The organism is Desulfogranum mediterraneum DSM 13871, assembly GCF_000429965.1.
GTDB lineage: Bacteria > Desulfobacterota > Desulfobulbia > Desulfobulbales > Desulfobulbaceae > Desulfogranum > Desulfogranum mediterraneum.
In genome coordinates this window covers 33,193-57,733 of sequence record NZ_AUCW01000027.1, presented here as the reverse complement: position 1 = coordinate 57,733, position 24,541 = coordinate 33,193, and the positions used below count along the sequence as shown (strand labels likewise).

Sequence of the window (24,541 nt, the reverse complement as noted above, 5' to 3'; positions counted from 1 at the left end):
TCTCGCCTCCGGAGGCTGAGTGCATCGCTCCCTGATTCCCAGGATGAAGAGGCGGGGATCCCTGTTCCTTCCCCTTGTTCATTTCCTTCATTTATTCCTTAAGGACTGGATTCCCGCCTGCGCGGGAATGACCACTAAAGCATGGTTTGACACTAACGGGTACGCACTGGATTCCCGCCTGCGCGGGAATGACGCCTCCGAAGAGGGCTGCGCCTTGACCTTGCTCGAAAAATCTAATTTTTCAAGGTACCCTCAAGGCCTGGATGACAGCCCCGGGGGAGGTTCCAACTGCAAACCGATGGAAAGACAGGATCTTGCTCGAGCCCTGATGGCTGCTCGAATTAAAAAATGGATTTTTTTTGAACCAGAGTGCAGAGTTGTCTTGACGTAGGCCGCGGATCCTGCTAAATAGTCTCTCCATCGCTGGGGGCGAATAGCTCAGTTGGGAGAGCATCGGCCTTACAAGCCGGGGGTCACAGGTTCGAGCCCTGTTTCGCCCACCACGATTATGGGATCGTAGTTCAGTTTGGTTAGAACGCCGGCCTGTCACGCCGGAGGTCGCGAGTTCGAGTCTCGTCGGTCCCGCCAAAAAAATACCGGGTAGTTGGAGCAATCCAACTACCCGTTTTTTTTTGCTACTCTGCCCTGACCGGATCCTCTCTCGTCCTGTCCCTGCCCTCCGTGCCTTCCACCCTTTTTTTGTCTGTAGCTCTTCCTGCTCCTGACCTGTGATAATGCTATGTTTGAGGTGCCGATTCCGGGGCGTCTCTGCAACTGGTGCGTGATCATGGCTGCTGTGGCGGTCTTGATCGGGCCCTGTCGTCAGGCTTGCCTGACCATGTCGTCTTGTCACGCTTGTCCGGAAAATATCCTTGCCTATGGAGTTCTTCTCCCTTGAGCGTCCCCTCCCCCTACCGGTCCTCCCCGGAGGAGACGGACTCCAGGTTTATGCCGCCGGTTTCCTGTCGAAAGAGCCAGGTGACCAGCGCACCGAGGAGTGAGGTGGTGATCAGGATGGCGAGGATGGCGGCCACCGACCACTTGGCCAGGAGCACTGGAAAGAGCAGGGCCGTGGTCACGGCCCCGACCTTGGCTGCAGAGGCGGCAAAACCGGCCCCCTTGCCGCGTATGGCTGTGGGAAAGACCTCGCCGGCGATCAGGTAGGTCATGGCATTGGGCCCCAGGTTGGTCATCAGGTTGAAGAGCATCAAGCCGGCAAAGAGCAGGAGCAGGCGCGGCTGGCCGGTGCAGCTGAGCGAGAGCGCTGCCAACAGCAGGCCGAGGCCGCAACCCAGGAAGCCGAAGATCTGGAGTCTGATGCGGCCCACCCGGTCGGCAAGCACGATGGCCAGGAGGATACCCAGCAGGAGCAACAGATCAATGCAGGCTGTCCCCCTGGCAGCCAGCAGGTCACTGTGGATGATATCTGCCAGGTTGCGGGCATGAACGGCCCTGGTGCCGAGCTCGGAGGCGAGAATGGTCGGGGTGAATATGCCGATCCCGTAGGTGCTCAGGTCCTGGAGAAACCAGGGCACGGCGGCCAGGAGAGTAGAGCGGCGATGGTCGGCGGAGAGGAGGGTGAGCAGACCCGTCTCTGAGGCTTGTTCATGATTCCTGGGGGAGGGGGCTGCTGTCAGGACCACCCGCCCCGGATAGGGTGGCTCACGTCTGAGCAGCCGTTCAGCGGCACGCTCGGCCTCCTGGATCCGGCCCTGGGAGACCAGCCAGGGAGCGGATTCGGTGACTGCAAAGCGTGCCAGGGCGACGATCACGGCAGGGGCAATGGCGGTGGCGTACATCCAGCGCCAGGCCGCGAGCGCATTGATCTCCATCAGGATCAGGGTGCCGATGGCAGCGCCGGCCAGGGCGCCCAGGGCCTGGAAGGCAAAGGCGGAGAGCACCAGTCGGCCCCGTTTGGAACTGGGGATGGACTCGCTGATGATCAGGTGGGCGGCAGGGTAGTCCCCGCCCAGGGAGAGACCGACCCCAAAGAGGGCTGCCAGGAGAAAGAGGTAGCTGGAGCTGAAGACCAGCAGGGTGAGAGCGAAGACCAGCAGGAGCATCTCGACAATAAAGACCATCTTCCGGCCATAGCGATCGGCAAGATTACCCAGGCTTGCGGCGCCGATGAGGATCCCGAAGAGGGGCATCCCGCCGACCGTTCCCTTGGCCAGGGCATCCAGACTGAACTCCTGCACCATCAGCGGCAGGGCCACGCCGGTCATGAAGACCACCAGCCCCTCAAAGAACTTGCCTGCCGAGGCCAGGGCCCAGATATACCACTGCATGCCGGTCATGGGGGTGGATGGGGCAGGGGTCCCGTCCGGCCAGGATGGCGGTTCGTCGATATAGTCCTGAACGCTTTTGCCGGGTACCGTCATCTCCGCCTCCCTCTCTGCCTGGTTCTTGTCCCCTTTTCCTGGCCGCTGTCCAGTTGCCTGGATGGGCAGGAAGGGAACCTACCACCATGGTATCAGCTTGTGGCTGTCCCTAAAAGCTTCTTTCCTTAAATTTCAGCGTCCTACTCAAAAAACATCCCCGAAATATCAACTAAATGTCAGCGGGATGTTTTTTCGCAATCCAGGAGCTTGGGGGAGATGCTTCAGTTAGGGACAGGCCAGGGGTAACTTTGGCTGCGCCAAGGGGCAAGGCAGCCTCCAGGTAGAGCAAGGAGTGTGCAGGGGGGGCAGGCCGGGAAACCGGCGGAGGCTGGGGCAGGGAAACCGGACCCAGGCGGCCGCGGCCTGGAGGGAGTGCCCGTAAGGGGCAGCCGCCGTCAGTCTTTGCTGCCGGAGTCGGGGATTTTGGGGCAAAGGCTTCAGGCCGCGGCCTGTCTGCGCAGCTCCTGGGTGAGCAGGTCGAAATCAACGTCCACAAAGGGACGATGCTCAACAATTTCCAGACAGAACGATCGCGCCACGGCGTACCGTTGGCTCAGGTGTTCGATCTTGCGTGCAATCCCTGGTGAGAGCCCGGACATCCGCCAGAAATCCCTGCCGACTCCGAACATCATGATCAGCATCAGCAGGACTATGGACCAGATCAGTCTGGAGTCAGAGCCGGTGGAGGGGTGCAGCTCGGAGAAGGAGATCAGCATGCCTGCGGTGAATCCACAGACCACCCCCAACCAACGGACACAGTCCAGATGTCGTTTCAGATCATATTTCGGATTATCCGACTGGAGGACTTCCAGGTACTTTGGGATCTGTTCCAGGGTGATGAAGAAGTGGAGCATGGTCAGGATATAGCCAAAGGTGATCCAACTGCGTACAAATTTCACGGTCTCTTCTGAGAAGCTTTCCAGCAGGAAAAAGGCTGTTCCGGTTTGCCAGGATTGAAGGAGGATGGTGAGAAAGGAGCCATAGACAATGGCCTGCACACAGCTGGTCAGGTAGGAGTTGCGGCAGACTTTGGTCAGTGTTTCCAGTTGGGGCTGACGGCTAAAGAGTCGGGTCATGGGCTCGTACCTGGTAGAGGGGAGGAGGTCAGCGCTTCGCCAGCCTCCTGGGAAAACAGCTACAGAGCAGTTCAGGTGGATTCTTCATAACTACAAGTGTAATCATCATTTTTTGTTCTTGTCTGTAATTACTTGATATAGGGTTCTTTGTCGGATTCGGGGTTGATCGTCCTTACCAAGATGCCGATATCCTTGATCATGTTATTTTTCAACCTGGCAGAGGCCGCTGGCAGGCGTAGGGCTCGACTGGTTGCGGTCATTGTCTTTCCCGGTGTAGCTGTTCCTGTGAATATAGGGTATGACTGGAGGATATTCTGCTAAATGAGATTTTTCGAACAAGATCAGGTAAGCAGCCTGGATGTGGCACGCTCCTGATTCGCCTGCCGGCTGGATAGGGCTCCTGGTCTGAGCCGTTCAAGCAAGAGGGGAGATGCTTCCTGGGCGAATCCCGGGTCTCTTGCCTGGCTTAACCGTGATCCGGCGGAATGCTCCGGGAAAGAAGAACAAGCGTCTGGACCCTGAGAGGAGGGAGAATGAAACAAGCCGTACGAGATGCCTTAATTGCACCCAATGGTCATCTGGATGTGCTCTCGCGTTTAGAGATCAGTAAACTGCTCAACACCAGCCAGGGGACCCTGTCTGCGCTCTTTCGCAACTGCTCGCTGGCCGTGCTCAATTATGGTGAATACCTGGACGATGCCAAGGTGCTGCTGGAACGCTTTCAGGACTTTTCCATCAGCGTGGTCCAGGAGGAGCGGGGCATCAAGTTGGATCTGCGCAATGCCCCGGAAGTTGCCTTTGTGGACGGCGAGATGATCCGGGGGATCAGGGAGCATCTCTTTGCTGTGTTGCGGGACATCATCTACGTGGATGACGAGATCAACAACAATCCCAAGTTCGATCTGGCCGGCAGTAGCGGGATCACCAACGCGGTCTTCCACATCCTCAGAAACGCCAAGATCATGCGTCCCCGGACCAACCCCAGGATGGTGGTCTGCTGGGGCGGTCATTCCATCCCCGAGTATGAGTATGACTACACCAAGGAGGTCGGCTACCAGCTGGGTCTCAGGGGCATGGATATCTGTACCGGCTGCGGACCTGGCGCCATGAAGGGGCCGATGAAGGGGGCAGCCATCGGTCATGCCAAGCAGCGCAACTACCATGGTCAGTACCTGGGGATCACCGAACCGGGCATCATTGCCGCAGAATCTCCCAACCCCATTGTCAATGCCCTGGTCATTCTTCCGGATATCGAAAAACGGTTGGAGGCCTTTGTCCGCACCGGTCAGGCGATCATCGTTTTTCCAGGCGGGGTGGGCACTGCCGAGGAGATCCTTTATCTCCTGGGGGTGCTGATGGCCCCCCAGAACAAACACCTGCCTTTTCCGGTGATCTTTACCGGACCAAAGAAGTCGGCCGACTATTTTCAGCAGATCGATACCTTTATCGGGGCCACCCTCGGGCCTGAGGCCCAGGAGCGTTATACGATCCTGATAGATGATCCGGTGGCTGTGGCCAAGACGGTTAAGGAGGGGATGGAGCGGGTTCGTCAATTTCGCAAGCTCAACGATGATGCCTACTACTATAACTGGCTGCTCCATATCGATTACTCCTTCCAGCAGCCCTTTGAGCCGAGCCATGAAAATATGGGCCAGCTCAAGCTGCACCTGGATCAGGAAAAACATCTGCTGGCCGCGGATCTGCGTCGGGCCTTTTCCGGGATCGTGGCCGGCAATGTCAAGGAGAGCGGCATCCGGGCCATCGAGGAGCAGGGCTTGTTTGAGATCCACGGTGATTGTGCGGTCATGGAGCCCCTGGACACCCTGCTCAGCGACTTTATCGCTGCCGGAAGGATGAAGCTGGCCACCACCACCTATAACCCCTGTTACCGCCTGGAGTCGTGAGTGGGGATGCCGTGGCGCAACAGTCATTCATGGGAAGAGCGCAACTGATGCACCCCGTGGAGGGGAGAACAGGATAACTGCAGGGTCAAAGCGGTTTGAGATGTCTTGACCCTCCAGCACAAGGGAGGAGTTCGATGTTATCTGAAAAGTTTGTCCAGCAGGACCCGGCAGCGCAGGAGGCCTATGTCCGTGCCCACTTCAGCTACCGGCCGGACCAGGGCTGGTTCAGTCGGGAGGATGAGTTCTGCGGCACCAGCGTGGCAGAGGTGATCCGGGCCCTGATTGACCTGGAAGATGCCGAGATCAACTCCATCGGTGACTGTATGAGCGGCTACTGCGTGACCCCTCCCAAGCTCAGCGATTTTGTCCGTAAACCATGATCTGCTTCTGCGGCTAGCCTTCGGGCTGTGTGGGGGGAAGGTCAGCGGCCGACGGCGGGGAACAGGGCTCCCTACTGCTGGTGGTGAACGGCGGCATCCTGGATAATGGAGACCAGTTTGGAATCCGGGGCATAGGCCTTCTGGCTAAACTCTTCCTGAAATCCGGGCAGGCCCTGGAGCAGCAGGGTGTAGAAGGCCTGGCTGTCCTCCTCGGTGAGCCGGCTGTCCTCCACCGGGACCACGGCCACGGGGCGGACCTCGATCTGGCCGTCAAGCAGTCGCAGGGCGGTGATGATAACGCAGTAGCCCTCCTTATCCTGCTGCTGGTAGCCCTCCCAGCGCCGGACCACCTCATGAATCACCGAGGTCAGCACCTCCTGCGGTCCTGGAAAGAATTCACCCTTGGCAAAGACGTTACCCAGGACCATCAGCAGTTCTTCTGATTCGATCCCTCCCATGTTGTCCCCCACAAACTGGATGACCTCTTTGTTTTCCGGAAGAATGGCTGACTGGTTTTCACCGACGATATAAAAAAAGTTACCCATGGCTGCTCCTCTGTTGCTCTACTCGTTTGGGGGTGGCTGGCAGGGCCGTTGTCCTGGATCGGCTCCCTCCCTTATCGCTGGACGCTGGACGCTGGACTGCGGCAGCCTGCCGCAGCTGGGAACGATCATGGCTGAAAACTTCCCTGGACATAGCAGATATTTGCCGTTCGCACAAGCAGAGATGATCACCCCGTGGGCCAGGGAGGGCAGGATGGGCGGCTTTCAGGGGGTATCGTTGAGGTGCCAGTCATAGTCGAGAAAACGGAGGGGGAGCTCACCGGCTGCCAGCCTGCTCTGTTCCCCAGGGGAGAGGCCCAACTCCGAAGCATAGAGGGCCAGGAACTGCCCCAGGCTGTCGGCTCCCCGCCAACCCTGCTCGAAATCGCTCCGGTACCACCTGAAGATGGCCGAGAGTTCAAGGATCCCCTGGCGGAACCGGTTTCTGCTGCGGTCCTGGAGAAAGAGCCGGGTGGACTCCTCCAGCTGCTCCTCCAGCCGTGCCCCCTGGTAGGCTGCCGCCTGCAGGGCCGGACACCCGATGCTGGCGCAGTTGACGGCAAAGTGGATCCTGGGCTCCCGGTAACGACCGTTGCCGCGGATCAGCTCGTGTTCGATCTCGTCCAGGCTCCGTTTTTTGCCCAGCAGGGGGATGAACGCCTTTTTCCAGGGAGACTGGAAAAAAGAGCCCAGCTCCCTGATGGAGCGCAGGTCCGGGTAGCGGCTCAGGATCAGCTCCACGGTCCAGGCGTTGTAGGCGTTGATCAGGAAGGCCAGTTGCTCTGGAGCAGAAAGGTGTTCAAATGCCTCCCGGCTCAACCCCTGGAGCTGGTGGAGGTAGGCGGTGAGTTGCTGCCGGTCCCTGGAAAAGCCGCTGTAATCCACCTGGGTGGCCCGGCCCTGGTCAAGCACTCGTACATGCGTGTTGAGGAGCCTATCCCAGGGGCTGTGGTCCACTGCGGCCGTGGCCTGGCTGACGAGGCTGTGGAGGGTGAAGAGGGTGAAGAGGCTGACGAGGGTGAAGAAGATGGTGCGCATGGCTGCCTCCGGCTTGCTGCAGGGAAGAGAGGGCGGCCGGGCTGCTGACCCGGACGGTCTCCAGCGTTCTTCTTAGGCCACCTTGAAAAATTGCTTTTTCTTCCAATCTCAGCGTTGCACTCAAAAATTTATCCTCGGAATATCAGATATATGCCTGCGGTGAAATTTATCGCGCGCCTTGACCTTGATCGAAAAATCTAATTTTTCAAGGTACCCTTAGTATAAGCAGCCTCTGGACCAGGGCCAAGGGGGAGAAAGGGGGGAAGCGGGCAACTGCCGGGGAGCAGCGCAGCAGCGGGAGAAGCCCTGGGTCAGGGGAGAAGAGGGGCGATCCCGGGCTGGAGAGTCCAGCCCGGGATCGTTTCGGTCAGGGACTTTTCTCAGCCGATCTTGACGATGGCCCGGCCCCGATTTTTTCCCTGGAGGATCAGGCTGATCCGTTCATCCAGGGCCTCCAGGCCGTCGAGTTCGGTGGTAATCGCCTCCAGATGGTCGAGCTTCCAGTCCGAGGCAATTCGGTTCCAGACCGCCATTCGGGTGTCCACCGGGCAGTTGACCGAGTCGATTCCCAGGAGGCTTACCCCGTTGATGATAAAGGGATAGATGGACGAGGAGAGTTCGGCTGAACCCACGTTGCCGCAACAGGTAACCGAACCGCCATACTTGGTGGTCTTGATGGCCGTGGAGAGGATGTTGCCGGCCACGGTATCGATGGCCCCGGCCCAACGGGGACGCAGCAGCGGACGACCGCTCTGGTCGTCGGCCTCTTCGATGGAGATCACCTCCTTGGCGCCGAGTTTGAGCAGGTAGTCGGTCTCATCGACGATGCCGTTGACCGCCACCACCTCGTAGCCTGCTTTCACCAGGATGGAGAGGGCGATACTGCCCACCCCGCCGGTGGCACCGGTGACCAGAACCGGGCCGTCCCCGGGGGTGACCCCGTTACCGATCATCTTGTAGCAGGAGAGGGCTGCGGTGAAGCCGGCGGTGCCGTAGATCATGGCCTCGCGCAGGCTGAGGTTCTCGGGTAGTTTCACCACCCAGTTCTCGGGTACCCGGATATATTCCTGGTAGCCGCCTGAGGTGTTCATGCCCAGGTCATAGCCGGTGATCAGCACCTCTTCTCCCACCGTAAAGCGGTCGCAGTTGCTCTCGGCCACGGTTCCTGCGGCATCAATTCCCGGGGTGTGGGGGTAGTTTCGACTGACGCCCTTGTTGCCGGTGGCCGAGAGGGCATCTTTGTAGTTGAGTGAAGAGTACTCCACCTTGATCACGACATCGCCTTCCGGCAGGTCGCTGATCCGTTTTTCGCCGATCTCCCGGCTAAAGGTCTTGTCTGCGTTTTCAGTGACAATCATTGCCTTGAAGGTGCTGTTTTCCATGTTCGTTACCTCGTCTTTTGGGTGTTTGGTCAAATATGACCAGTCGTCTTAAATTGGGGTACACTCTTATCCATCGATTGGCGGCTGGACAGGTGCTCCTGTCCGCCCTTGGTACAAGCCGCCAGCTGGTCGCTGTCTGCTGGCTCCTCAGCGGAGAATTACCTGCCTGAGCGTCTCTTGAAAGCGGAGCAACGGCTCCTGGTTTTTGTTGGCCTTCATCATCACCAGGGTGCCCAGCCAGGCGGTGCGGAGGAGCTCGGTGATCTGCTCGAGGTCTCTGTCCGCAGCAAGATCGCCCTGCTGCCGGGCCTCTTCAAGACAGGCCCTAATGGGCTGGTACTCACGCTCAAAGGCTGCCGCAGCCTCCTGGGCAATGGTCGCACTGGCATCGGCCATCTCCAGGGTAATGTTGCCCAGGAAACAGCCAAAGGAAAATTGGCCTCTGGCGATGAACTGTTTGATCTTGAGTTGGTAGAGATTTTCGATCCGTTTCAGCGGCGGGGTGGCCGCGTCAGCCAGGATATCCTTCATTACCGTAAGCTCCAGCTCGGTAAAGTAACGCATAGCCGCAACCGCAAAGTCCTCCTTGGAGCTGAAGTAGTTGTAGAAACTCCCCTTGGGAATAGCCGCGGCATCGGTAATCTCCTTTACCCCGGTTCCGTTGTAGCCCTTGGCGTAGAGAATTTTCAACCCTTCGCGGATGATCAGCTCTTTTTTCTCCTCTTGTTGTAGGTTCATGGGGTAACAATATGACCAGTCGTCTTAAAGGGCAAGGGAAATCTCGACCAGGGAGGGATCTTTTTTGAAAAGTGTCGATTCTACAGGGGCTTGTCTCGACCGACAGCGGCCGCAGACGATGACCAGGGTGGCCAAGAGGGCAGCCAGGGCCCCATGGTGCTGAACAAGGCCTTGGAGCTGATCTGCAGCAGGGGGCCGAGCAGGGAGTCGACCGTGGCCAACAGGCGGAAGCGGCCCGGTCTCCTGCGCAGAAAGTCCGTATTTCCTGGAGAAAACCGGCGGCAGCGCCTATATATCCGGGAAACACGGTCATGGCACCGCTGGCGTGGGCACTGATCAGGGCAAGCCTGGCATAGACCAGGACCGGAAAGGGGAGAAAACTACCGGTTTCGGCTATGAAGGGTATCTTGAATAATTAGATTTTTCGATCAAGGTCAAGGCGCGAGATAAAATTTTAGTGGAGGCATATAGCTGATATTCCGAGACTAAAGTTTTGATCGCAACGCTGAGATTGGAAGAAAAAGCCATTGTTCAAGGTAGCCTGGAGTTGGGTAGAGCTGCCAGAAAGGCGGCAGCGTCAGGGCGATCCATGCTATCATGGCTGTTCTTTGGCCCTGGTCGGGCTGTTGCATTCGCCGCCCTCTTCCTCTGAAGCAGGGCGGCCTGGGCGAGGATGCCGCATCCTCGCCCTCAAGAGGGGGGTGCCGAAATCAACCAGGGAGATGAGGGAATCATGAGCCGTGAACACGCCACAGCTCTTCCGTTTTTGGGACTGTGTAGCATAACCTTTGTCCTGGTCTGTACCAGCGCGGTTTTATCCGACCTCCACTGGTATCTGCAGAGTCTCCGGTTTTCTCCCAGGGAGGCAGGGTTGTTGATCGGGCTCTTTCCCCTGACCTCGATCTGCATGTATGCCGGGGGGAGTCGCTATATCACCGCGGATAGAGGGAGCGTTCTGATGCCCCTGGGGCTGGTGCTGACCAGTTGCTCAATGCTGGCCTATCTCTCTGCCGACTCCCTGGTGACCCTGGCCCTGATCAGGATTCTCGGCGGGATCGGCTCCTTTCTGGTGATGGCCTCCTGCATGGCCATCATGGTTACCCTGATTCCAGCCAAGAGGAGCGGCCTGGCCTTCAGCCTCTACTCGGTCGCCATGCTGCTGCCCTATGCGCTGATGCCGGCTATCAGCGAAGCTACCCGGGGCTGGTTCCCCCAGCCGGCACTCCTCTACGCCCTGAGCGGCGTCCTGCTGCTGCCTGCCGCCGGTCTGGCGGCCCTGGGGAGGCGGTGGTGGAGTCGGTCCCATCCTTCCCCGGCGGCTGAGCCGGACACAGAGGGGGAGCCCGTTTCCCCCCGGCGTAACCTCCGCCACCGGCCAGTGTACCTCATCCTATGGCTGAACAGCAGTTACTTTTTTCTCTTTTCCTCCCTGTTCTATCTCCTCAAGGGCTATGCCGCAGCTCAAGCTACCCAGGGTTCCGGCTACTTCTTCACCATCCAGATGAGCATCATGGTCCTGCTCCGTTTCTTTGGGAGCAGCATCTTCGACCGTTTTGCCAAGGAGGCCCTGATTCAGCTGGCCGTGGTGATCACCTCCCTGGGATTCGCTTGCCTGGCCCTGGGGGTGAGCGGTGCCGGCCTCTTTGCCAGCGCCCTGTTGTTTGGTCTGGGCATGGGGCTCTGGGTGCCGCCCTTGAACGCCCTGATGTACCTCCACACCCCACCCCAATATCGAGGGTATAACGCCAACATGATGCTGCAGGTGATGCACATCGGTTCCTTTGCCGGCGTCTATGGCGGCTCCTGGCTGATCACCCTAGGCGGCTATACCACCCTCTGGCTGACCATCCTGGCGCTGCTGGCCCTGAATCTTGGGCTCAGCCGGGTCCTGAGGCAATACCCGCTGCCGGGATAACAGCGTTGATGTGGCAGGGGCGGTTCAACCGTCCTGTCGGGGCATGGTTCCGTCCCCGTCACCGGTCAGGACCTCCAGCAGGGCGGGCAGGGCAATGCCGCTGTACTCCTGGAGGAAAAAACCCCGGCCGCTGCGCAGGGCCAGGTCGGAGAAGGTGTTTTCCTCGATGTTGACATCGATGATGGTCCCGCCCTGCTGAAAGACCATCATGGCCACCTGGTTGGGCAGGTTGGTGGCTCCCGAGGTGCCGACGATGATCAGCAGGTCGGTCTGTTGGGCTGCCTCAAGGGCCGAGTTGAAGTGGTAATGATGCTCGTTGTAGGACTCGTCAAAGAGGAGGATGTGGGGTCTGCTCATGGCATCGCAGTGGGGGCAGCGCAGGTGCTGACGGTCGTTCTCGTTGAAGGGCTCCTCCTTGGCCTTGCCCGGCACCTCAGGCGGGATGGGGTAGACCCGGGGGCTGCACTCCCGGGAACAACGCATGTACATGGCGTTGCCGTGGATCTGCATGGTCTTTTCCGGGCTGTTGCCTGCGCGCAGGTGGAGGCCGTCCACGTTTTGGGTGATCAGGGTAAAGCGATCGCCCAGGGCGGCCTCCATGTCCACCAGGGCCAGGTGGCCGGGGTTGGGCTCTGCCTGGAGACAGACCCCCATGCGGTAGAGGTACCAGCGCCAGACCTCCTCGGGGTAACGGCAGAACATGCTGTAGGTGGCCATCTCCTGGGGATGGTACTCCCTGGCACCAAAGGTCCAGTACCCCTCTGGGCCGCGAAAGGTGGGGATGCCGCTCTCCGCGGAGATGCCTGCCCCGGTCATTACCGTGATCTTTCCCTGGTGGCCGAATTTCTGTACAGCATCGATCAAGCTCTGGTCCATACGCTTCCCCCGAATGGTTGAGGCAATTGAGAAGGTGAGGGATATTGGCCGTGGTATCTCTGCCTGATCCCTGGTAGGTTGTGGCTGCCTGGAGCCGCATCAGCTCGGCTGGCTGCCGCCAATCCTGCTCTTTTCTCATATAGAACCACGAATCAGGGGTATAGACAATTGGAGATCATCCGCTCGTGAAAAAAATAATGAAACAAATCCTGACCTCCAGGGTCTACGAGGCCGCCATCGAGACCTCCCTGGATGAGGCCGAGGCCCTGTCCCAGCAGCTGGGCAACCGTATCCTGCTCAAGCGGGAGGATCAGCAACCGGTCTTCTCCTTCAAGCTCAGGGGGGCCTACAACCGGATCTCCCAGCTTTCCCTGGCCGAGCGGCGCAAGGGGGTGATCACGGCCTCGGCCGGCAACCATGCCCAGGGGGTGGTCTTTGCCGCCAACCAGCTGGGCATCCGGGCCGTGGTGGTGATGCCGGTGACCACCCCCCTGATCAAGATCAAGGCGGTCAAACGCTATGGCGGCGAGGTCACCCTCCATGGCAACAACTTTTCCGAGGCCGCCGAAAAGGCTGCCCGGCTCACCCGGGAGAGCGGCATGGTCTTTATCCATCCCTTTGACGATGAGCTGGTCATCGCCGGCCAGGGGACCATCGGAGATGAGCTGCTCCGCCAGAATCCGGGGCCCCTGGACGCGGTCTTCATCCCGGTGGGCGGCGGCGGCCTCATCGCCGGGGTCGCGGCCTATATCAAGGAGCTGCGGCCCGAGGTCCGGATCATCGGGGTGGAGCCCAGAGACAGCGATGCCATGGCCCGTTCCCTGGAGGCGGGCAAACGGCTGCTCCTCCCTGAGGTGGGGGTCTTTGCCGACGGGGTGGCGGTCAAGCAGGTGGGCAGGCTGACCTTTACACTCTGCCGCCGCTACGTGGATGATATCATCCGGGTGAGCACCGATGAGCTCTGCAGCGGGATCAAGGCCATCTACCAGGCCACCCGCTCCATCGTCGAGCCGGCCGGAGCCCTGGGCATGACCGGCCTGCTCAAGTATATCCGCGAGTCCGGCTGCAGCGACCAGACCCTGATCGCCATCAACTCCGGGGCCAACATGAACTTTGAGCGGCTTCGCTATGTGGCCGAACGCACCCTGATCGGGGAGCAGCAGGAGGCCCTGTTTGCGGTGACCATCCCCGAAACCAGGGGCAGCCTCAAGCGCTTTTGCCATGACCTGGTGGGAGACCGCAACATCACCGAGTTCAATTACCGTCTCTCCTCCAGGGAGCAGGCCTATATCTTTGTGGGGATCTCCATCAGCCACGCAGCGGAGCGGGCCGAGTTTGGCCGTCGACTGAACGCAGCCGGCTACCATAACCTGGATCTCACCGACAACGATCTGGCCAAGAACCATATCCGCTACATGGTCGGGGGCCGCTCCACCGAGGTGGGGGGGGAACGACTCTTCCGCTTCTGGTTCCCCGAGACCCCGGGAGCCCTGGTCCGTTTTCTCGATGGGGTCGGCGGGGAACGCAACATCTCCCTGTTTCATTACCGGATGCAGGGGGGGGATTTCGGCCGGGTACTGATCGGCCTGGAGGGTGGCGGTCGGGGTGAGGGGGAGTTGGAAGGTCGTCTGGATCGACTGGGCTACCGCTATCAGGAGGAGACCGCTAACCCGGCCTACCGCCTCTTTCTTTAAGGCTGGCCGCTGAAGTCGGAGCGTCGATCACGGGTGATCTTGGCGACCAGGGCCGGGTCGCTGCTGCGGACCAGTCGGGGCAGGCTGCCCCAGATGCCGATCTTGCCGCTCTTGACCGCCAGGATGCCCTGGACCCCGGCAATGGCTCCGGCCCGGTTGAGCACGCTTTCCAGGTCCTTGGCCGCACTGATGGAGTTGGCCACCAGGGTGGCCACCGAGTCGGCCAGGGCCGCCTCCCTGGCCGTAACCGTGGCCAGGTCGCAGTCGCCCAGGCTGAGGGAGTGGCCCATGGTGGAGGAGGAGGAACAGATGGCCAGGGGGAGTTCTTCGGGGCGCAGGGCAAAGGCCAGCCCGCCGGCCAGAACGCTGCCTGGGTAGATGCCGATGGTGATCGCTTCCCGGGAAAAGAGGGCGATATCGCCTCCGTTCTCGACGATGGCCTCCCCGCAGCCGGCCGCCATGGCCGCCTCGACTCCGAGCTGGGCCAGGGTACCGGCCACCGAGGCCATGGGGCCCAGCCCGGTCAGCTCGGCAGCGCGGCCCATTCGCCGGGCAATGGCAGGGGCCTGCTCCAGCAGGGGGATGGGGCTGAGGGCGGACTGAAAGGCCGGCTGCTGCCTGATGTAGGCCTCCAGTTCCCGGCGCTGGGCCATGATGGTGGCAGTGATCAGTTCAAACTGATCACTGCTGATCCGCAGGTTGGTGTCTTTCCAGGAAAAGCTGCGAAAGGTGCGGGGTGTGCGCATGGGGAGCTCGCCGGCGGCGGACCTGCGGCACCAGCTGCAGAGAGCGGCTGGTGCCGGGCCTCCTTAAAAGGCGGAGGTGCAGACCCCAAAGGGGCAGTTGGTGATACAGGAGAGGCACTCGATGCATTTCTCCTCGGTAAAGGCGACCGTCCGGGTGGCCTGGTCGGCCAAGTGGAGCGCCCCGGTGGGACAGTGGGTCAGGCAGTTGCCGCAGTGGGTGCAGCGCTCGCTGTCCCAGTGGACCGCCTTGCTGCCTGCGTGGATGACCACATCAAAGCCCTTGAGGAACTCGTAGGCCTGCTCCAGGTGTTCTTCGGTACCGGTGATCTCCAGGGAGAGGTAGCCCTCCTCCTCGGGGGTGACCTTGGCCCGGAAGATATTGATGGTCAGATCAAAGTTTCTGATCAGCTCACAGACAATGGGTTTTTCGGTCTCACTCTTGGGGAAGTAGAGGTATACTTTTTTGGTGATCATTTGTTCGGTCCTGTAATCTCTAAGCTGTTCATACCCTGGTGCAGGGGGAGGCGCTGGCTGGGTTCGGAGAGCAAAAAGCTGCCGTCTTCTATCTCGGCCTTGAGCAGATTACAGATCTTCAAGGCCTTGTGATAGGAGGAGATGGAGGAAACCGCCACCTTGCGTCCATCCAGTTCGACCTGACCCGAGCGCAGCTGCTCATAGTTGAACCTGGCCAGGACCTTGCCGGTCTTCTGGGGGTAATCGCTTGCATAGTCAATCACGCAGGCAGAGATATCGCGATCACGCACCGTGGTGCGCTTGAGGATCTCCGGATTGAGGATCGGAATGGGGATCCCCACTCCCAGGGCCAGGGTACAGCCATAGCCCTTGAAACTGGCGCCGCGGACAAACTCGGGGAGCATCTGCTTCATGTCGCCACTCAGGCCCAGGGTGCCGGCACCCTCCACCGGGACCTCGTTGGCTCCCCGTTCCACCTCCGAGCAGTGCTGGGTCCCCTGGGCATAGACAATGCCCCGGGCCCCGGCCAACCAGACCGAGGTGCCCACTCCGATGGTCTGGTAGGTGGGATCGTTGAGCAGGGGCGCCAGCTGACCGGCGGAACAGTAGGTCATGTTGCGCATCCTGGGCTTGAGGATGCCCAGGTAGGTGTGGATGGTCTTGTCCGAGCAGTTGACGGCCACGTTATAGTTTTGATAGCAGTTGCGGGGGTTGGTCATGATGGCCTGGTTCAGGTCATTGATGTCGAACATGGTCCTGATCTCCCGCCGGGGATAGTCGTCGGTGCCGTAGGAGAGACCGAAGAGCTGCAGCTTCTTGCCGGCCACCAGATCTTCGATCACGTGGCCGCCGCCGTAGCGGAATTCGCCGGGGAAATACATGTTGGCCGGATCGTTCTGCCTGAGCTCCGTGGCGCCCAGGTAGACGTCGACCGCGGCAATGCCGCAGTAGGCCGGGACGTCGGCGATCCAGGCCTCGGAGATCCGCATCTTTGGCGTACTGTGGCCAAAGTTGAGAAAACAGCCCGAAGAGCACATCGGACCAAAGGTGGCGGTGGTGACCACATCGACCTCTTGGGCAGCCTTGTCCAGGCCGTGTCGGTCAACGTAGTCGATCACCTCTTCCGCAGTGAGGACAACGGCCTTGCCTGCTGCGATTTTTTCGTTTATTTCTGCATATGTTTTTGTCATGATGGGAGTGCTCCGCAATGATACCTGACTCAAAAATTGAAGGTCCCACTATAGGACGTCTGCCGGAAAACAGCAACCATCCTCTGGGGGGTAAAAAAAAAAAGGAACAGCCCGGAAAGCGCGGCCAGGGAATGATCCGGGGGCTCGCCTCGGCCCGGAAATCCCGAAGCCTCCGGGGCCATTGCCTGGTGCGGCGCTCTGGGGTATGGTAGCTGCTGCCTCTCTTTGGCTAGAACCATCGATCACCCTCCTCAGGGTACGTTGGAAAAACAATTTTTTTGACTACCCTTTATCCTCGCCTGAAAAGGAGCGTCTTTATGTTGTTGTCTCACCGTCGCGGTATCCACCTCCTGTTCTCCCGGGGACTGCTGCTTGCGCTGCTGCTTTCCCTGGGCGCCATCTCTGCCTGGGCTGCCGCCAAAGACGCACCCGAGGCGGCCGGCGGTACCTTCAGGCAGTGGCTCACCGAATTCTATCCCCTTGCCGCGGAGCAGGGCGTCAGCGCCGCGGTCTATAGCCAGGCCTTTGCCGGGGTCAGGGAGCCTGATACGCGGGTCCTGGAAAAGGCCCGCTATCAGCCGGAGTTTACCACCAAGATCTGGGATTATCTCGATGCCCGGGTCACTCCCCTGGCCATCCAACAGGGACAACAGCTGGGTAACCGCCATGCCCGTACCCTGGCGGCGATCAAGGCCCGTTTCGGGGTGCGCCCCTCGGTACTGCTGGCCATCTGGTCCATGGAGAGCAACTATGGCGCGATCCTCACCAGGACCAAGCGTCTGCACGCCGTACCCCGTGCCCTGGCCACCCTGGCCTATGCCGATCCCCGCCGGCAAAAGTTCGGACGCAGCCAACTGCTTGCCGCGCTTCAGATACTCCAGGCCGGTGATATCAGCGCAGCTGAGATGCTGGGCTCCTGGGCCGGCGCCATGGGCCATACCCAGTTCATCCCCAGCTCCTATCTGGCCTATGGGGTGGACCTGGACGGAGACGGCCGACGGGATATCTGGAACTCCATCCCCGATGCCCTGGCCACGGCCGCCAACCTGCTGGCCAAAAACAACTGGCAGTCCGGCAAGACCTGGGGCTATGAGGCGGTGGCGCCGCCCGGTGACCAGACCGGTCTGGTGGGCACCACCAAGACCCTGGCCCAGTGGGAAGAGCTCGGTTTTCGCCGTCCCCAGGACCAGGCCTTTCCCAGGCCCCAGGATCGGGCGGTGCTGAAACTGCCGGCCGGTCCCAAGGGCCCTGCCTTTCTGATGCTGAAGAACTTTTTTGTGATCAAGCGCTACAACAACTCCGACTTCTATGCCCTGGCCGTGGGCATGCTCGCCGATCGGATCGCCGGCTACCCGCCCCTGGTCCAGCCCTGGCCCCGTCCGCCCTGGTCCCTGACCATGACGGAAAAGTATGAGCTTCAACAGCTGCTCAAGAAGAGGGGGTTCTATCAGGGGGTCATAGATGGGGCCATCGGCTCCGCTAGCCGCAGGGCCATCCGGGCCTTCCAGCAGCAGGCCGGCCTGGCAGTGGAGGGTAAGCCTTCCCGGGATGTGCTGCGTGCCCTGCGGCGACAACCCTCTTCTTAAGGAGACCTGCTCCATGGCGGTGAACGATGCGACCCCGGCTGCCCGGCTCGAGCAGCTGGAACAACGGATTACCATCCTGGAGAGCCGGGAAGCCGAGCTCCGCAGAGAGAACCAACGGCTGCGGCGCCATACCCAGGCGTATCGTTCCATTATCCGCAACACCGCGGATGGCTACTGCTTGGTTGATGGCAGGGGCAGGCTGCAGGAGGTCAATCGGGTCTACTCCCGGATGAGCGGTTACAGCCGCCGGGAGCTGCTGGCCATGGAGGTCGGTGAGTTGGATCCCCTCTGTGCAGCCGAGCTTCTTCGTCTCAGCGCACACCAGCCCGGGGGAGAGGGCTACCATCGCTTTGAGAGTCGGCATCGCCACAGGGACGGGGAGTTCTATGATGTGGAGTGCAGGCTGATCCGAATCAAGGAGAGTGATCTCTGCATCCTCTTTACCCGGGACATCGGCGCTGCCAAGCAGACCGAAAAGGAGCTCCGGGAGAGTACCAGCTATCTGGAGAGCATCTTTCGGGCAGCGCCCACCGGGATAGGGGTGGTGGTCAACCGGGGCATCGTCCAGGTCAATGACCGTTTCCTGGAGATGACCGGCTACTCCAGGGAGGAGATCCTCAACCAGGAGAGCACCATCCTCTATCCCAGCAGGGCGGAGTATGAGTACGTGGGACGGGAGAAGTACCTTCAGATCAAAGAGTTTGGTACCGGCACCGTCGAAACCCGCTGGAAGACCAAGGATAACCGGATCATCGATGTCCTGCTCAGTTCCACCCCGCTGGAGCGCGGGGATCTCTCCGCGGGGGTCACCTTTACTGCCCTGGATATCAGCAAACGTACCCGGGCGATCAAGGCCCTGGCCCGTGCCGAGCAGCGCTGGCGTCATATCCTGGTGCATACCCCCCAACTGGGGGTGAGTCTGGACAGGGAGGGGACCATCCTCTTTGCCAATGATTTTCTCCTGGAGTTGAGCGGCTGGCAGCACCAGGAACTCTTGGGCAGGAACTGGTTCAGCCTCTTTCTTCCCCCAGAGAGCCGGGAAGAGGTTGCAGCCTGGTTCCAGGGACTGTTGGCGGTCCATCCCGGCCAGGACTACTCCTGCCGTGAATATGCAATCGTGACCAGAAACGGGCTCAGGCGGAATATCAGCTGGTCCAATGTGGTCAGCCGTTCCCCGGACGGCAGGGTCCTTGAGGTGACCTCGTTGGGGGTGGATCTCACCGAACGACAGCGGGCGGAGCAGAAGGTCCGGGAGACGGCGGAACGTTTTCAGGGCCTCTTTGGGGCGATCAACGATGCCGTCCTGGTTCATCCCTACCGCGCTGAAGGCTTTGCCCCCTTTGTCGAGGTCAATGATCTGGCCTGTCGCCGTTATGGCTACAGCCGTGAAGAGTTTCTCCAGCGTACCTTCCTTGACCTCAGCCTGCTGACTACCCGGGCCGACGACAGCCCCATCTCCACCCGGGAGCGCCTACTTCAACAGGGCCACTGCATCTTTGAAGACCAACACCTGAGCAAGGAGGGTGACAGCTTTCCGGTGGAGATCAATGCCAAGGTGGTGGAGATGTCCGGGCAGCCGATGATCCTCTCGGTGGTCCGGGATATCTCCGGGCGTAAGCAGGCGGAGGCGGAACGGCAGCGACTGGAGGCCGAACTCCGTCAGGCACAGAGGATGGAGTCCATCGGCCGTTTGGCAGGTGGGGTGGCCCATGACTTCAACAACATGCTCAGCGTTATCCTCGGCTACAGCGAGATTGCCCTGGCCGAGCTTGCTCCGGAAGAGCCGCTCCATCGGAACCTGAGCCGAATCCAGCGAGCAGCGGCCCACTCGGCAGATCTGACCGGTCAGCTCCTCACCTTTGCCCGCAAGCAGACCGTCTCCCCCAGGGTCCTGGACCTCAATGAAACCATCACCACCATGCATGGCATGCTGGAGCGGCTGATCGGCGAGGAGATCTCCTTTGAGTGGCTGGCTGGCGAGGATCTCTGGCCGGTGAAGATGGATCCCACCCAGGTGGATCAGGTCCTGGTCAACCTCTGTCTCAACGCCCGTGATGCCATCCAGGGGATCGGTACCATCATGGTCTCCACCGCCAACAGCACGGTGGAGGATGAAGAGAGGCAGCGCACCCTCGGCGTTCCCCCGGGGTCCTATGTGCTCCTCCGGGTTGCAGACAGCGGCAAGGGCATGGCCGCAGGCGAGGTGGATCATATCTTTGAACCCTTTTACACCACCAAGGAGGTGGGCAGGGGCACGGGCCTGGGTCTGGCAACGGTATATGGGATTCTCAAGCAGAATAACTGCCATGTCCGGGTGAGCAGTGATCCTGGTCAGGGTTCGGTCTTTGATATCTACCTACCCAGGGTCGGCGAGTCGGTTCCTCTGCTCGCGGCCGAGGGCTCCGGAGCAGAGGTACAAGCGGGCGGGCAGACCATCCTGGTGGTGGAAGATGAGCCGGCGATCCTCAACATGGTGACCACCATTCTTGGACGCAAGGGCTACACCGTGCTCAGCGCCTCTGCTCCGGCTGAGGCCATCCGGTTGGTCCGGGATCGCGACCAGCCCCTGCAGCTGCTCATCACCGATGTGATCATGCCGGAGATGAACGGCAGGGAGCTTGCCGATCATCTCCTCGACTCCAGGCCCTCCCTGGAGATCCTCTTTATCTCCGGATACACCGCCGATGTGATCTCCAGTCAGGGTATCCTGGAGGAGGCGGTGAATTTTCTCCAGAAACCCTTTACCCTGGAGGAGCTGTTGCAGCGGGTGGGGGCCATCCTGGAAAAAGGGGATGCTCCGGCCGGGCCGGAAACCGGGATGGCAGGGGGTGATGAGAGGGTACCCTGAACAGCGAGAGCTTTCGATCAGGATCACGGCCCGGGACTTGGCTTGTCCCGGGCATGGTTTGATATCCCGAGGTAAAAAAATCAGGATAAGGTAGAGACCGGAAGAAAAGGCAACTCTGCACGATAGCCTGGAGGGTACCTTGAAAAATGAGATTTTTCGATCAAGGTCAAGGCGCGCGATAAATTTTACCGCAGGCATATATATGATATTCCGAGGATAAAATTTTGAGTGCAACGCCGAGGTTGGAAGAAAAAACAATTTTTCAAGGTGGCCTAGAGTCGTTTCCTGACCATGGGGGCAAACACGAGCCTGCCCAGGGGGCGAACCAGCCCCGGCTTATGGACCATGATCAGGTTGCCGGCCAGGATTAAAAAGACCCCCAGGGCTGCCGAGCCGCTCCACTGATAGCCCTCCCAGATGGTGGAGATCAGGAGGGCGACGATGGGAAAGAGCAGGGTGGCGTAGGCGGCGCGGTCGGCGCCGATCCGCCCGACCAGGGCCAGGTAGCAGCCAAAGGCGATGACAGAGCCGAACAGGGCCAGGTAGCAGAGGGAGCCCAGGTAGAGCGGGGTCAGCTCAAGGGTGAAGCTCCTGCCCGTAACCAGGGCCGTGGCCAGGATGGCCAGGGTGCCGTAGGCCATGCCATAGGCATTGGACTGGATGATGGGCAGCCGGTTGCTCTTCTGGTTGTAGGCTGAGGTGATGTTGCCAAAGGAGGCCAGCAGGGTGGCCAGGATGCAGAGCAGGCCGCCGCGGACCCCGTGGTTTTCCAGGGTAAAGGAGCTGATCTCCGGTCTGAAGACCAGGATAATGCCGCTCAGGCCGAAGAGGGCGGCCAGGGCCACCTTCTTCTCCACCGGCTTTCCCAGAAAGATGGCGCTGTTGATCACGTTCATCACCAGGATGGTGGAAAAGAGCACCGCTGCCAGGCCTGAGTTGATGGAGAGTTCGGCCAGGTAAAAGAAGAGATAGTTGAAGCCGAATAAAAATCCCCCCTGCATGGCCATGAAGAGGTGCTGCCGCCCGGAAAAGCGCATCTTGAGGTGGAATATCATACACCAGCAGAAGAGCAGCAGGCTGGCCAGGGCAAAACGATAGATCACCGAGACCATGGGATCCACACTGCCCAGCTGCAGCTTGATCCCGATCCAGGTCGAACCCCAGATCAGGACAGTGGCGGTGTAGAACAGCAGGTCTTTCATGGCAGGTACTCCTTGCGGCCCATGGGGCGGATGGTTGTGATGTTCTGTGGCCCCTCAGGCTGCGGCCAGCTCACCCAGGCGACTGATGGCCCAGTGATGCTCATCGGACCAGAAGGCCGCGTTAAGGCGGAGACAGTTGCTATGGTTTTGGCTGGTGGAAAAGACCGCCCCCGGGGCAAAGCTGATCCCCAGCTTGATGGCCCGCCTGTAGAGGTCGATGGTGTCGACCCTGGCCGGGAGTTCGACCCAGAGGGTAAAACCTCCCTCCGGTCGGCTTATCCGGGTGCCCGGCGGAAAGCAGTGGCCAACGGCAGCGGACATCTGCAAGACCTTGGTTCGGTAGGCGCGGCGGATGGAGCGGAGGTGATGTTCATACCCTCCGCTGTTGAGGAACTCGGCCACTGCCAGCTGGGTGGGGCTGGGCGAAGCGATATTGGTGGTCAGCTTGAGCCGGAGCAAGCGTTCCTGGTAGCGGCCAGGGGCCACCCAACCGACCCGATATCCCGGGGCCAGGGTCTTGGAGAAGGAGGAGCAGAGCAGCACCCTGTTGTTTCGGTCCCAGGCCTTGGCCACAGAGGGGCGTTGATCGCTAAAACTGAGGTCACCGTTGATGTCATCTTCAATCAGGGGAACATCATGCTCCTCCAGGAGCTGCACCAGCTTTTGCTTTTTCTGATCACTCAGGCAGATGCCCAGAGGGTTGTTGACGTTGCTGATCACCAGGCAGGCCTGGACCGTTTGCCGCTCCAGGGCCTGGCCGAGGGTGTCCAGATGAAGCCCGGAGCTGGGTGAGGAGGGGATTTCCAGGACCCGTAGCCCCAACTCCTGAAACATCTGAAGGAAGCTGAAATAGATCGGTGTGCCCACGGCAATGGTGTCTCCGGGGCGACAGGTGGAACGCAGGGCCAGAAAGACCGCCTCCGAGGCGCCGGTGGTGATGATCAGCTCATCCGGGTTCAGGGTGCAGCCGGCAGTGATCATCCGCCTGGCAATCTGGCTGCGGAGGCGCAGGCTGCCCGCGCCGGTGGCATAGTTGACACTCTCCTGGAGCCGCTGGCGGTTGACAGTGGCCAGCAGACGGTTGAGCTTCAGCGCCGGGATGAGTTCCGCTGCCGGGATGGCCGCTCCGAAAGGAACCTTGTCCGGCTCCAGGCTGTCCAGCATGATCCGGGTCACCAGGCCGGTGGAGGTAATCTCCAGGGGGGTGACGGCATGGTCAGCCAGATCCGGTTCCTGGGGCAGGGCCGGCAGGCGGGGGCGGACATAGTAACCGGCCTGGGGTCTGGCCTCGATCCGGCACTGATCCTCCAGCAGGCTGTAGGCCACCTTGACCGTGTTGATGCTGACCTTGAGCTGGCGGCTGAGGCTGCGGATCGAGGGAATCCGGTCACCGGTACGGAAGGACCCCTGGTCGATCATGGCCCCAACGCTGTCCGCTACCTGCCGGTAGAGTGGAGCCGCTTCTCTGTCTGCTTTGCGGATGATCATGTCCCGGATAGTACCTTGCTTTGCCTTCCATGCCCAGATACAATCGTCTCGATGGGGAAAGGGTACAGTTTCTGCCGGGCGACCGGGAGAAAGGTACAGCTGGCCCCGGGGAGGTGGCGGCAGACAGACACCTTCCTCCGGCCTTCCATCGACCTTTCTTTGGCAGCCAGCCGGTAGTGCTGATCCGGGCATATTGTAAAAAAAAAGTCGACAAAATGTGAACGTTGTGAAATGATTGCAAGGATCTCAGCAGGATTCCTCTGTTTTACTGGTTTTAGACACTGCATCCGGGGAGAGCTCAACTGCAGGCTCTGTGGAGAGCCGACGACGGTTGGTGATCGGCCGGATCAACCCCCAGGCGGAGAAAGGGAGAAAGCGTATGTTTTCCTATCAGGCAAGCGTTGAACACCGGGACGGCGCCACGACCTCGGTGGCTCTGAAGATGGACTGTTGTGTGGCTGCCGGCTATAGCGGTCGTAACCAGGCCGCTGTCCAGGCGCATATCCAGGAGCTGCAGCAACTCGGGGTGGCCCCCCCCCATGCCACTCCGGCCCTCTACTGGATCAGCCCCAATCGTCTGACCAGCCATGAACGGCTGGTGGTGGTGGGTGAGCAGACCAGTCCCCAGGTGGAGTTCTTCCTGGCTGCCGACGGCAACGGGACCATCTACCTGACCGTGGCCAGCGATCATAGCGACCGGGAGCTGGAAAGCGTCTCGGTGGCCAAGTCCAAGCAGGTCTGCGACAAGATCCTTGGGGGGCGCTTCTGGGAGCTGGCCGAGGTAGCCGCCCACTGGGATGAGCTTGAGCTCAGCTCCAGAGTGATCGAGGATGGTCACTGGCTGGACTACCAGGAGGGAACCCTGGCAGAGATTCTCCACTACGATCAACTCTGGAACCTGATCTATGAGGATGCACCGGTGGAGCTCTCCCCCTGCCTGTTCAGCGGCACCATTCCGCTCATCCCGGCTGGCCCGGTTTACACCTCGGCCTGTGAGATTCTGCTGAAGGATCCCGTGCTGCGGCGGGAAATCCGTAAGGTCTACGGGATAACGGTCCTGCCGGACCGGAGTTGAAGCCGC

The 24,541-nt window shown here is 60.3% G+C and carries 20 protein-coding genes and 2 tRNA genes; 9 read left to right on the top strand and 13 right to left on the bottom strand.

The features are described from left to right. Positions 1-427: 427 nt before the first annotated feature. Positions 428-503: transfer RNA gene (locus G494_RS0112995), tRNA-Val, on the top strand. 7 nt (positions 504-510) lie between these two features. Then, positions 511-588 (top strand) — tRNA-Asp (locus G494_RS0112990). Positions 589-911: 323 nt separating this feature from the next. On the opposite strand, the gene G494_RS23365 is transcribed toward G494_RS0112990, so the two are convergent. The 3 genes from G494_RS23365 to G494_RS27935 form a co-directional block, all read right to left on the bottom strand. Then, entirely contained in the window at positions 912-2,381 is a 1,470-nt protein-coding gene (locus G494_RS23365) for an MFS transporter (RefSeq protein ID WP_035246444.1), read from the bottom strand. 437 nt (positions 2,382-2,818) lie between these two features. After that, on the bottom strand, positions 2,819-3,457 hold the full coding sequence (locus G494_RS0112980; protein ID WP_028584892.1) for a hypothetical protein: 639 nt from the start codon (positions 3,455-3,457) through the stop codon (positions 2,819-2,821). A gap of 128 nt (positions 3,458-3,585) precedes the next feature. After that, positions 3,586-3,717 carry a hypothetical protein gene (locus G494_RS27935; protein WP_269746586.1) on the bottom strand — a complete coding sequence of 44 codons (132 nt, stop codon included), beginning with the start codon at positions 3,715-3,717 and terminating at the stop codon, positions 3,586-3,588. A gap of 273 nt (positions 3,718-3,990) precedes the next feature. On the opposite strand from G494_RS27935, the gene ppnN reads away from it, so the two are divergent. Both ppnN and G494_RS0112965 read left to right on the top strand, forming a co-directional pair. Next, complete coding sequence (gene ppnN / locus G494_RS0112970) at positions 3,991-5,361, top strand: nucleotide 5'-monophosphate nucleosidase PpnN (RefSeq protein WP_028584891.1); 1,371 nt, start codon at positions 3,991-3,993, stop codon at positions 5,359-5,361. A 134-nt stretch (positions 5,362-5,495) separates the two neighbouring features. Beyond that, positions 5,496-5,741 (top strand): hypothetical protein, encoded by a 246-nt coding sequence (locus tag G494_RS0112965; protein WP_028584890.1) that lies wholly within the window; start codon positions 5,496-5,498, stop codon positions 5,739-5,741. A gap of 71 nt (positions 5,742-5,812) precedes the next feature. On the opposite strand, the gene G494_RS0112960 is transcribed toward G494_RS0112965, so the two are convergent. The 4 genes from G494_RS0112960 to G494_RS0112945 all read right to left on the bottom strand — a co-directional run bounded on the left by G494_RS0112960 (position 5,813) and on the right by G494_RS0112945 (position 9,441). Then, positions 5,813-6,286, bottom strand: a complete 474-nt coding sequence (locus tag G494_RS0112960) for a hypothetical protein (protein ID WP_028584889.1) — start codon at positions 6,284-6,286, stop codon at positions 5,813-5,815. A 222-nt stretch (positions 6,287-6,508) separates the two neighbouring features. After that, positions 6,509-7,321 carry a DUF547 domain-containing protein gene (locus tag G494_RS0112955; RefSeq protein ID WP_028584888.1) on the bottom strand — a complete coding sequence of 271 codons (813 nt, stop codon included), beginning with the start codon at positions 7,319-7,321 and terminating at the stop codon, positions 6,509-6,511. A 380-nt stretch (positions 7,322-7,701) separates the two neighbouring features. Continuing rightward, positions 7,702-8,703 carry a YhdH/YhfP family quinone oxidoreductase gene (locus G494_RS0112950; RefSeq protein ID WP_028584887.1) on the bottom strand — a complete coding sequence of 334 codons (1,002 nt, stop codon included), beginning with the start codon at positions 8,701-8,703 and terminating at the stop codon, positions 7,702-7,704. Between the two features lie 147 nt (positions 8,704-8,850). After that, positions 8,851-9,441, bottom strand: a complete 591-nt coding sequence (locus tag G494_RS0112945) for a TetR/AcrR family transcriptional regulator (protein WP_028584886.1) — start codon at positions 9,439-9,441, stop codon at positions 8,851-8,853. A gap of 733 nt (positions 9,442-10,174) precedes the next feature. On the opposite strand from G494_RS0112945, the gene G494_RS23360 reads away from it, so the two are divergent. Next, positions 10,175-11,356 carry an MFS transporter gene (locus G494_RS23360; protein ID WP_161629992.1) on the top strand — a complete coding sequence of 394 codons (1,182 nt, stop codon included), beginning with the start codon at positions 10,175-10,177 and terminating at the stop codon, positions 11,354-11,356. A 24-nt stretch (positions 11,357-11,380) separates the two neighbouring features. Here G494_RS23360 and G494_RS0112935 read toward each other — a convergent pair whose 3' ends face one another. After that, a complete protein-coding gene (locus G494_RS0112935) occupies positions 11,381-12,232 on the bottom strand; it encodes an SIR2 family NAD-dependent protein deacylase (RefSeq protein ID WP_051305677.1) in 852 nt (283 codons plus the stop codon). Positions 12,233-12,429: 197 nt separating this feature from the next. Here G494_RS0112935 and ilvA point away from each other — a divergent pair, with 197 nt between their 5' ends. Next, positions 12,430-13,926 (top strand): threonine ammonia-lyase, biosynthetic, encoded by a 1,497-nt coding sequence (ilvA, locus tag G494_RS0112930; protein WP_035246442.1) that lies wholly within the window; start codon positions 12,430-12,432, stop codon positions 13,924-13,926. Here the strand turns inward: ilvA and G494_RS0112925 are convergent. The 3 genes from G494_RS0112925 to G494_RS0112915 form a co-directional block, all read right to left on the bottom strand. Further along, positions 13,923-14,672, bottom strand: coding sequence for a UPF0280 family protein (locus G494_RS0112925; RefSeq protein ID WP_028584883.1), 750 nt, complete (start codon positions 14,670-14,672; stop codon positions 13,923-13,925). The two genes, ilvA and G494_RS0112925, sit on opposite strands and share 4 nt — an antisense overlap. Positions 14,673-14,735: 63 nt before the next feature. Next, positions 14,736-15,146 carry an NIL domain-containing protein gene (locus G494_RS0112920; protein ID WP_028584882.1) on the bottom strand — a complete coding sequence of 137 codons (411 nt, stop codon included), beginning with the start codon at positions 15,144-15,146 and terminating at the stop codon, positions 14,736-14,738. Further along, complete coding sequence (locus G494_RS0112915; RefSeq protein ID WP_028584881.1) at positions 15,143-16,336, bottom strand: homocysteine biosynthesis protein; 1,194 nt, start codon at positions 16,334-16,336, stop codon at positions 15,143-15,145. Before G494_RS0112915 ends, G494_RS0112920 begins: the two co-directional genes overlap by 4 nt. A 317-nt stretch (positions 16,337-16,653) precedes the next feature. Here G494_RS0112915 and G494_RS0112905 point away from each other — a divergent pair, with 317 nt between their 5' ends. Together G494_RS0112905 and G494_RS25550 are read left to right on the top strand one after the other, a co-directional pair. Beyond that, on the top strand, positions 16,654-17,922 hold the full coding sequence (locus tag G494_RS0112905; RefSeq protein ID WP_028584879.1) for a lytic murein transglycosylase: 1,269 nt from the start codon (positions 16,654-16,656) through the stop codon (positions 17,920-17,922). Positions 17,923-17,935: 13 nt separating this feature from the next. Further along, positions 17,936-20,770 carry a PAS domain-containing hybrid sensor histidine kinase/response regulator gene (locus G494_RS25550; protein ID WP_051305676.1) on the top strand — a complete coding sequence of 945 codons (2,835 nt, stop codon included), beginning with the start codon at positions 17,936-17,938 and terminating at the stop codon, positions 20,768-20,770. Positions 20,771-21,042: 272 nt separating this feature from the next. Here the strand turns inward: G494_RS25550 and G494_RS23350 are convergent, their stop codons facing one another. Continuing rightward, the gene (locus G494_RS23350) at positions 21,043-21,972 is read right to left on the bottom strand and encodes a DMT family transporter (RefSeq protein WP_035246439.1); all 930 of its coding nucleotides are present in this window, start codon (positions 21,970-21,972) and stop codon (positions 21,043-21,045) included. Positions 21,973-22,026: 54 nt separating this feature from the next. After that, positions 22,027-23,460 carry an aminotransferase-like domain-containing protein gene (locus G494_RS0112890; protein WP_028584878.1) on the bottom strand — a complete coding sequence of 478 codons (1,434 nt, stop codon included), beginning with the start codon at positions 23,458-23,460 and terminating at the stop codon, positions 22,027-22,029. A gap of 313 nt (positions 23,461-23,773) precedes the next feature. On the opposite strand from G494_RS0112890, the gene G494_RS23345 reads away from it, so the two are divergent. Then, positions 23,774-24,535, top strand: a complete 762-nt coding sequence (locus G494_RS23345; RefSeq protein ID WP_208597677.1) for a DUF2848 family protein — start codon at positions 23,774-23,776, stop codon at positions 24,533-24,535. Positions 24,536-24,541: the final 6 nt, after the last annotated feature.

Coding starts and splice junctions, on each gene's coding strand:
- G494_RS23365 (WP_035246444.1), bottom strand. CDS start 2,381: ATGACGGTACCCGGCAAAAGCGTTCAGGACTATATCGACGAACCGCCA.
- G494_RS0112980 (WP_028584892.1), bottom strand. CDS start 3,457: ATGACCCGACTCTTTAGCCGTCAGCCCCAACTGGAAACACTGACCAAA.
- G494_RS27935 (WP_269746586.1), bottom strand. CDS start 3,717: ATGACCGCAACCAGTCGAGCCCTACGCCTGCCAGCGGCCTCTGCCAGG.
- ppnN (WP_028584891.1), top strand. CDS start 3,991: ATGAAACAAGCCGTACGAGATGCCTTAATTGCACCCAATGGTCATCTG.
- G494_RS0112965 (WP_028584890.1), top strand. CDS start 5,496: ATGTTATCTGAAAAGTTTGTCCAGCAGGACCCGGCAGCGCAGGAGGCC.
- G494_RS0112960 (WP_028584889.1), bottom strand. CDS start 6,286: ATGGGTAACTTTTTTTATATCGTCGGTGAAAACCAGTCAGCCATTCTT.
- G494_RS0112955 (WP_028584888.1), bottom strand. CDS start 7,321: ATGCGCACCATCTTCTTCACCCTCGTCAGCCTCTTCACCCTCTTCACC.
- G494_RS0112950 (WP_028584887.1), bottom strand. CDS start 8,703: ATGGAAAACAGCACCTTCAAGGCAATGATTGTCACTGAAAACGCAGAC.
- G494_RS0112945 (WP_028584886.1), bottom strand. CDS start 9,441: ATGAACCTACAACAAGAGGAGAAAAAAGAGCTGATCATCCGCGAAGGG.
- G494_RS23360 (WP_161629992.1), top strand. CDS start 10,175: ATGAGCCGTGAACACGCCACAGCTCTTCCGTTTTTGGGACTGTGTAGC.
- G494_RS0112935 (WP_051305677.1), bottom strand. CDS start 12,232: ATGGACCAGAGCTTGATCGATGCTGTACAGAAATTCGGCCACCAGGGA.
- ilvA (WP_035246442.1), top strand. CDS start 12,430: ATGAAACAAATCCTGACCTCCAGGGTCTACGAGGCCGCCATCGAGACC.
- G494_RS0112925 (WP_028584883.1), bottom strand. CDS start 14,672: ATGCGCACACCCCGCACCTTTCGCAGCTTTTCCTGGAAAGACACCAAC.
- G494_RS0112920 (WP_028584882.1), bottom strand. CDS start 15,146: ATGATCACCAAAAAAGTATACCTCTACTTCCCCAAGAGTGAGACCGAA.
- G494_RS0112915 (WP_028584881.1), bottom strand. CDS start 16,336: ATGACAAAAACATATGCAGAAATAAACGAAAAAATCGCAGCAGGCAAG.
- G494_RS0112905 (WP_028584879.1), top strand. CDS start 16,654: ATGTTGTTGTCTCACCGTCGCGGTATCCACCTCCTGTTCTCCCGGGGA.
- G494_RS25550 (WP_051305676.1), top strand. CDS start 17,936: ATGGCGGTGAACGATGCGACCCCGGCTGCCCGGCTCGAGCAGCTGGAA.
- G494_RS23350 (WP_035246439.1), bottom strand. CDS start 21,972: ATGAAAGACCTGCTGTTCTACACCGCCACTGTCCTGATCTGGGGTTCG.
- G494_RS0112890 (WP_028584878.1), bottom strand. CDS start 23,460: ATGATCATCCGCAAAGCAGACAGAGAAGCGGCTCCACTCTACCGGCAG.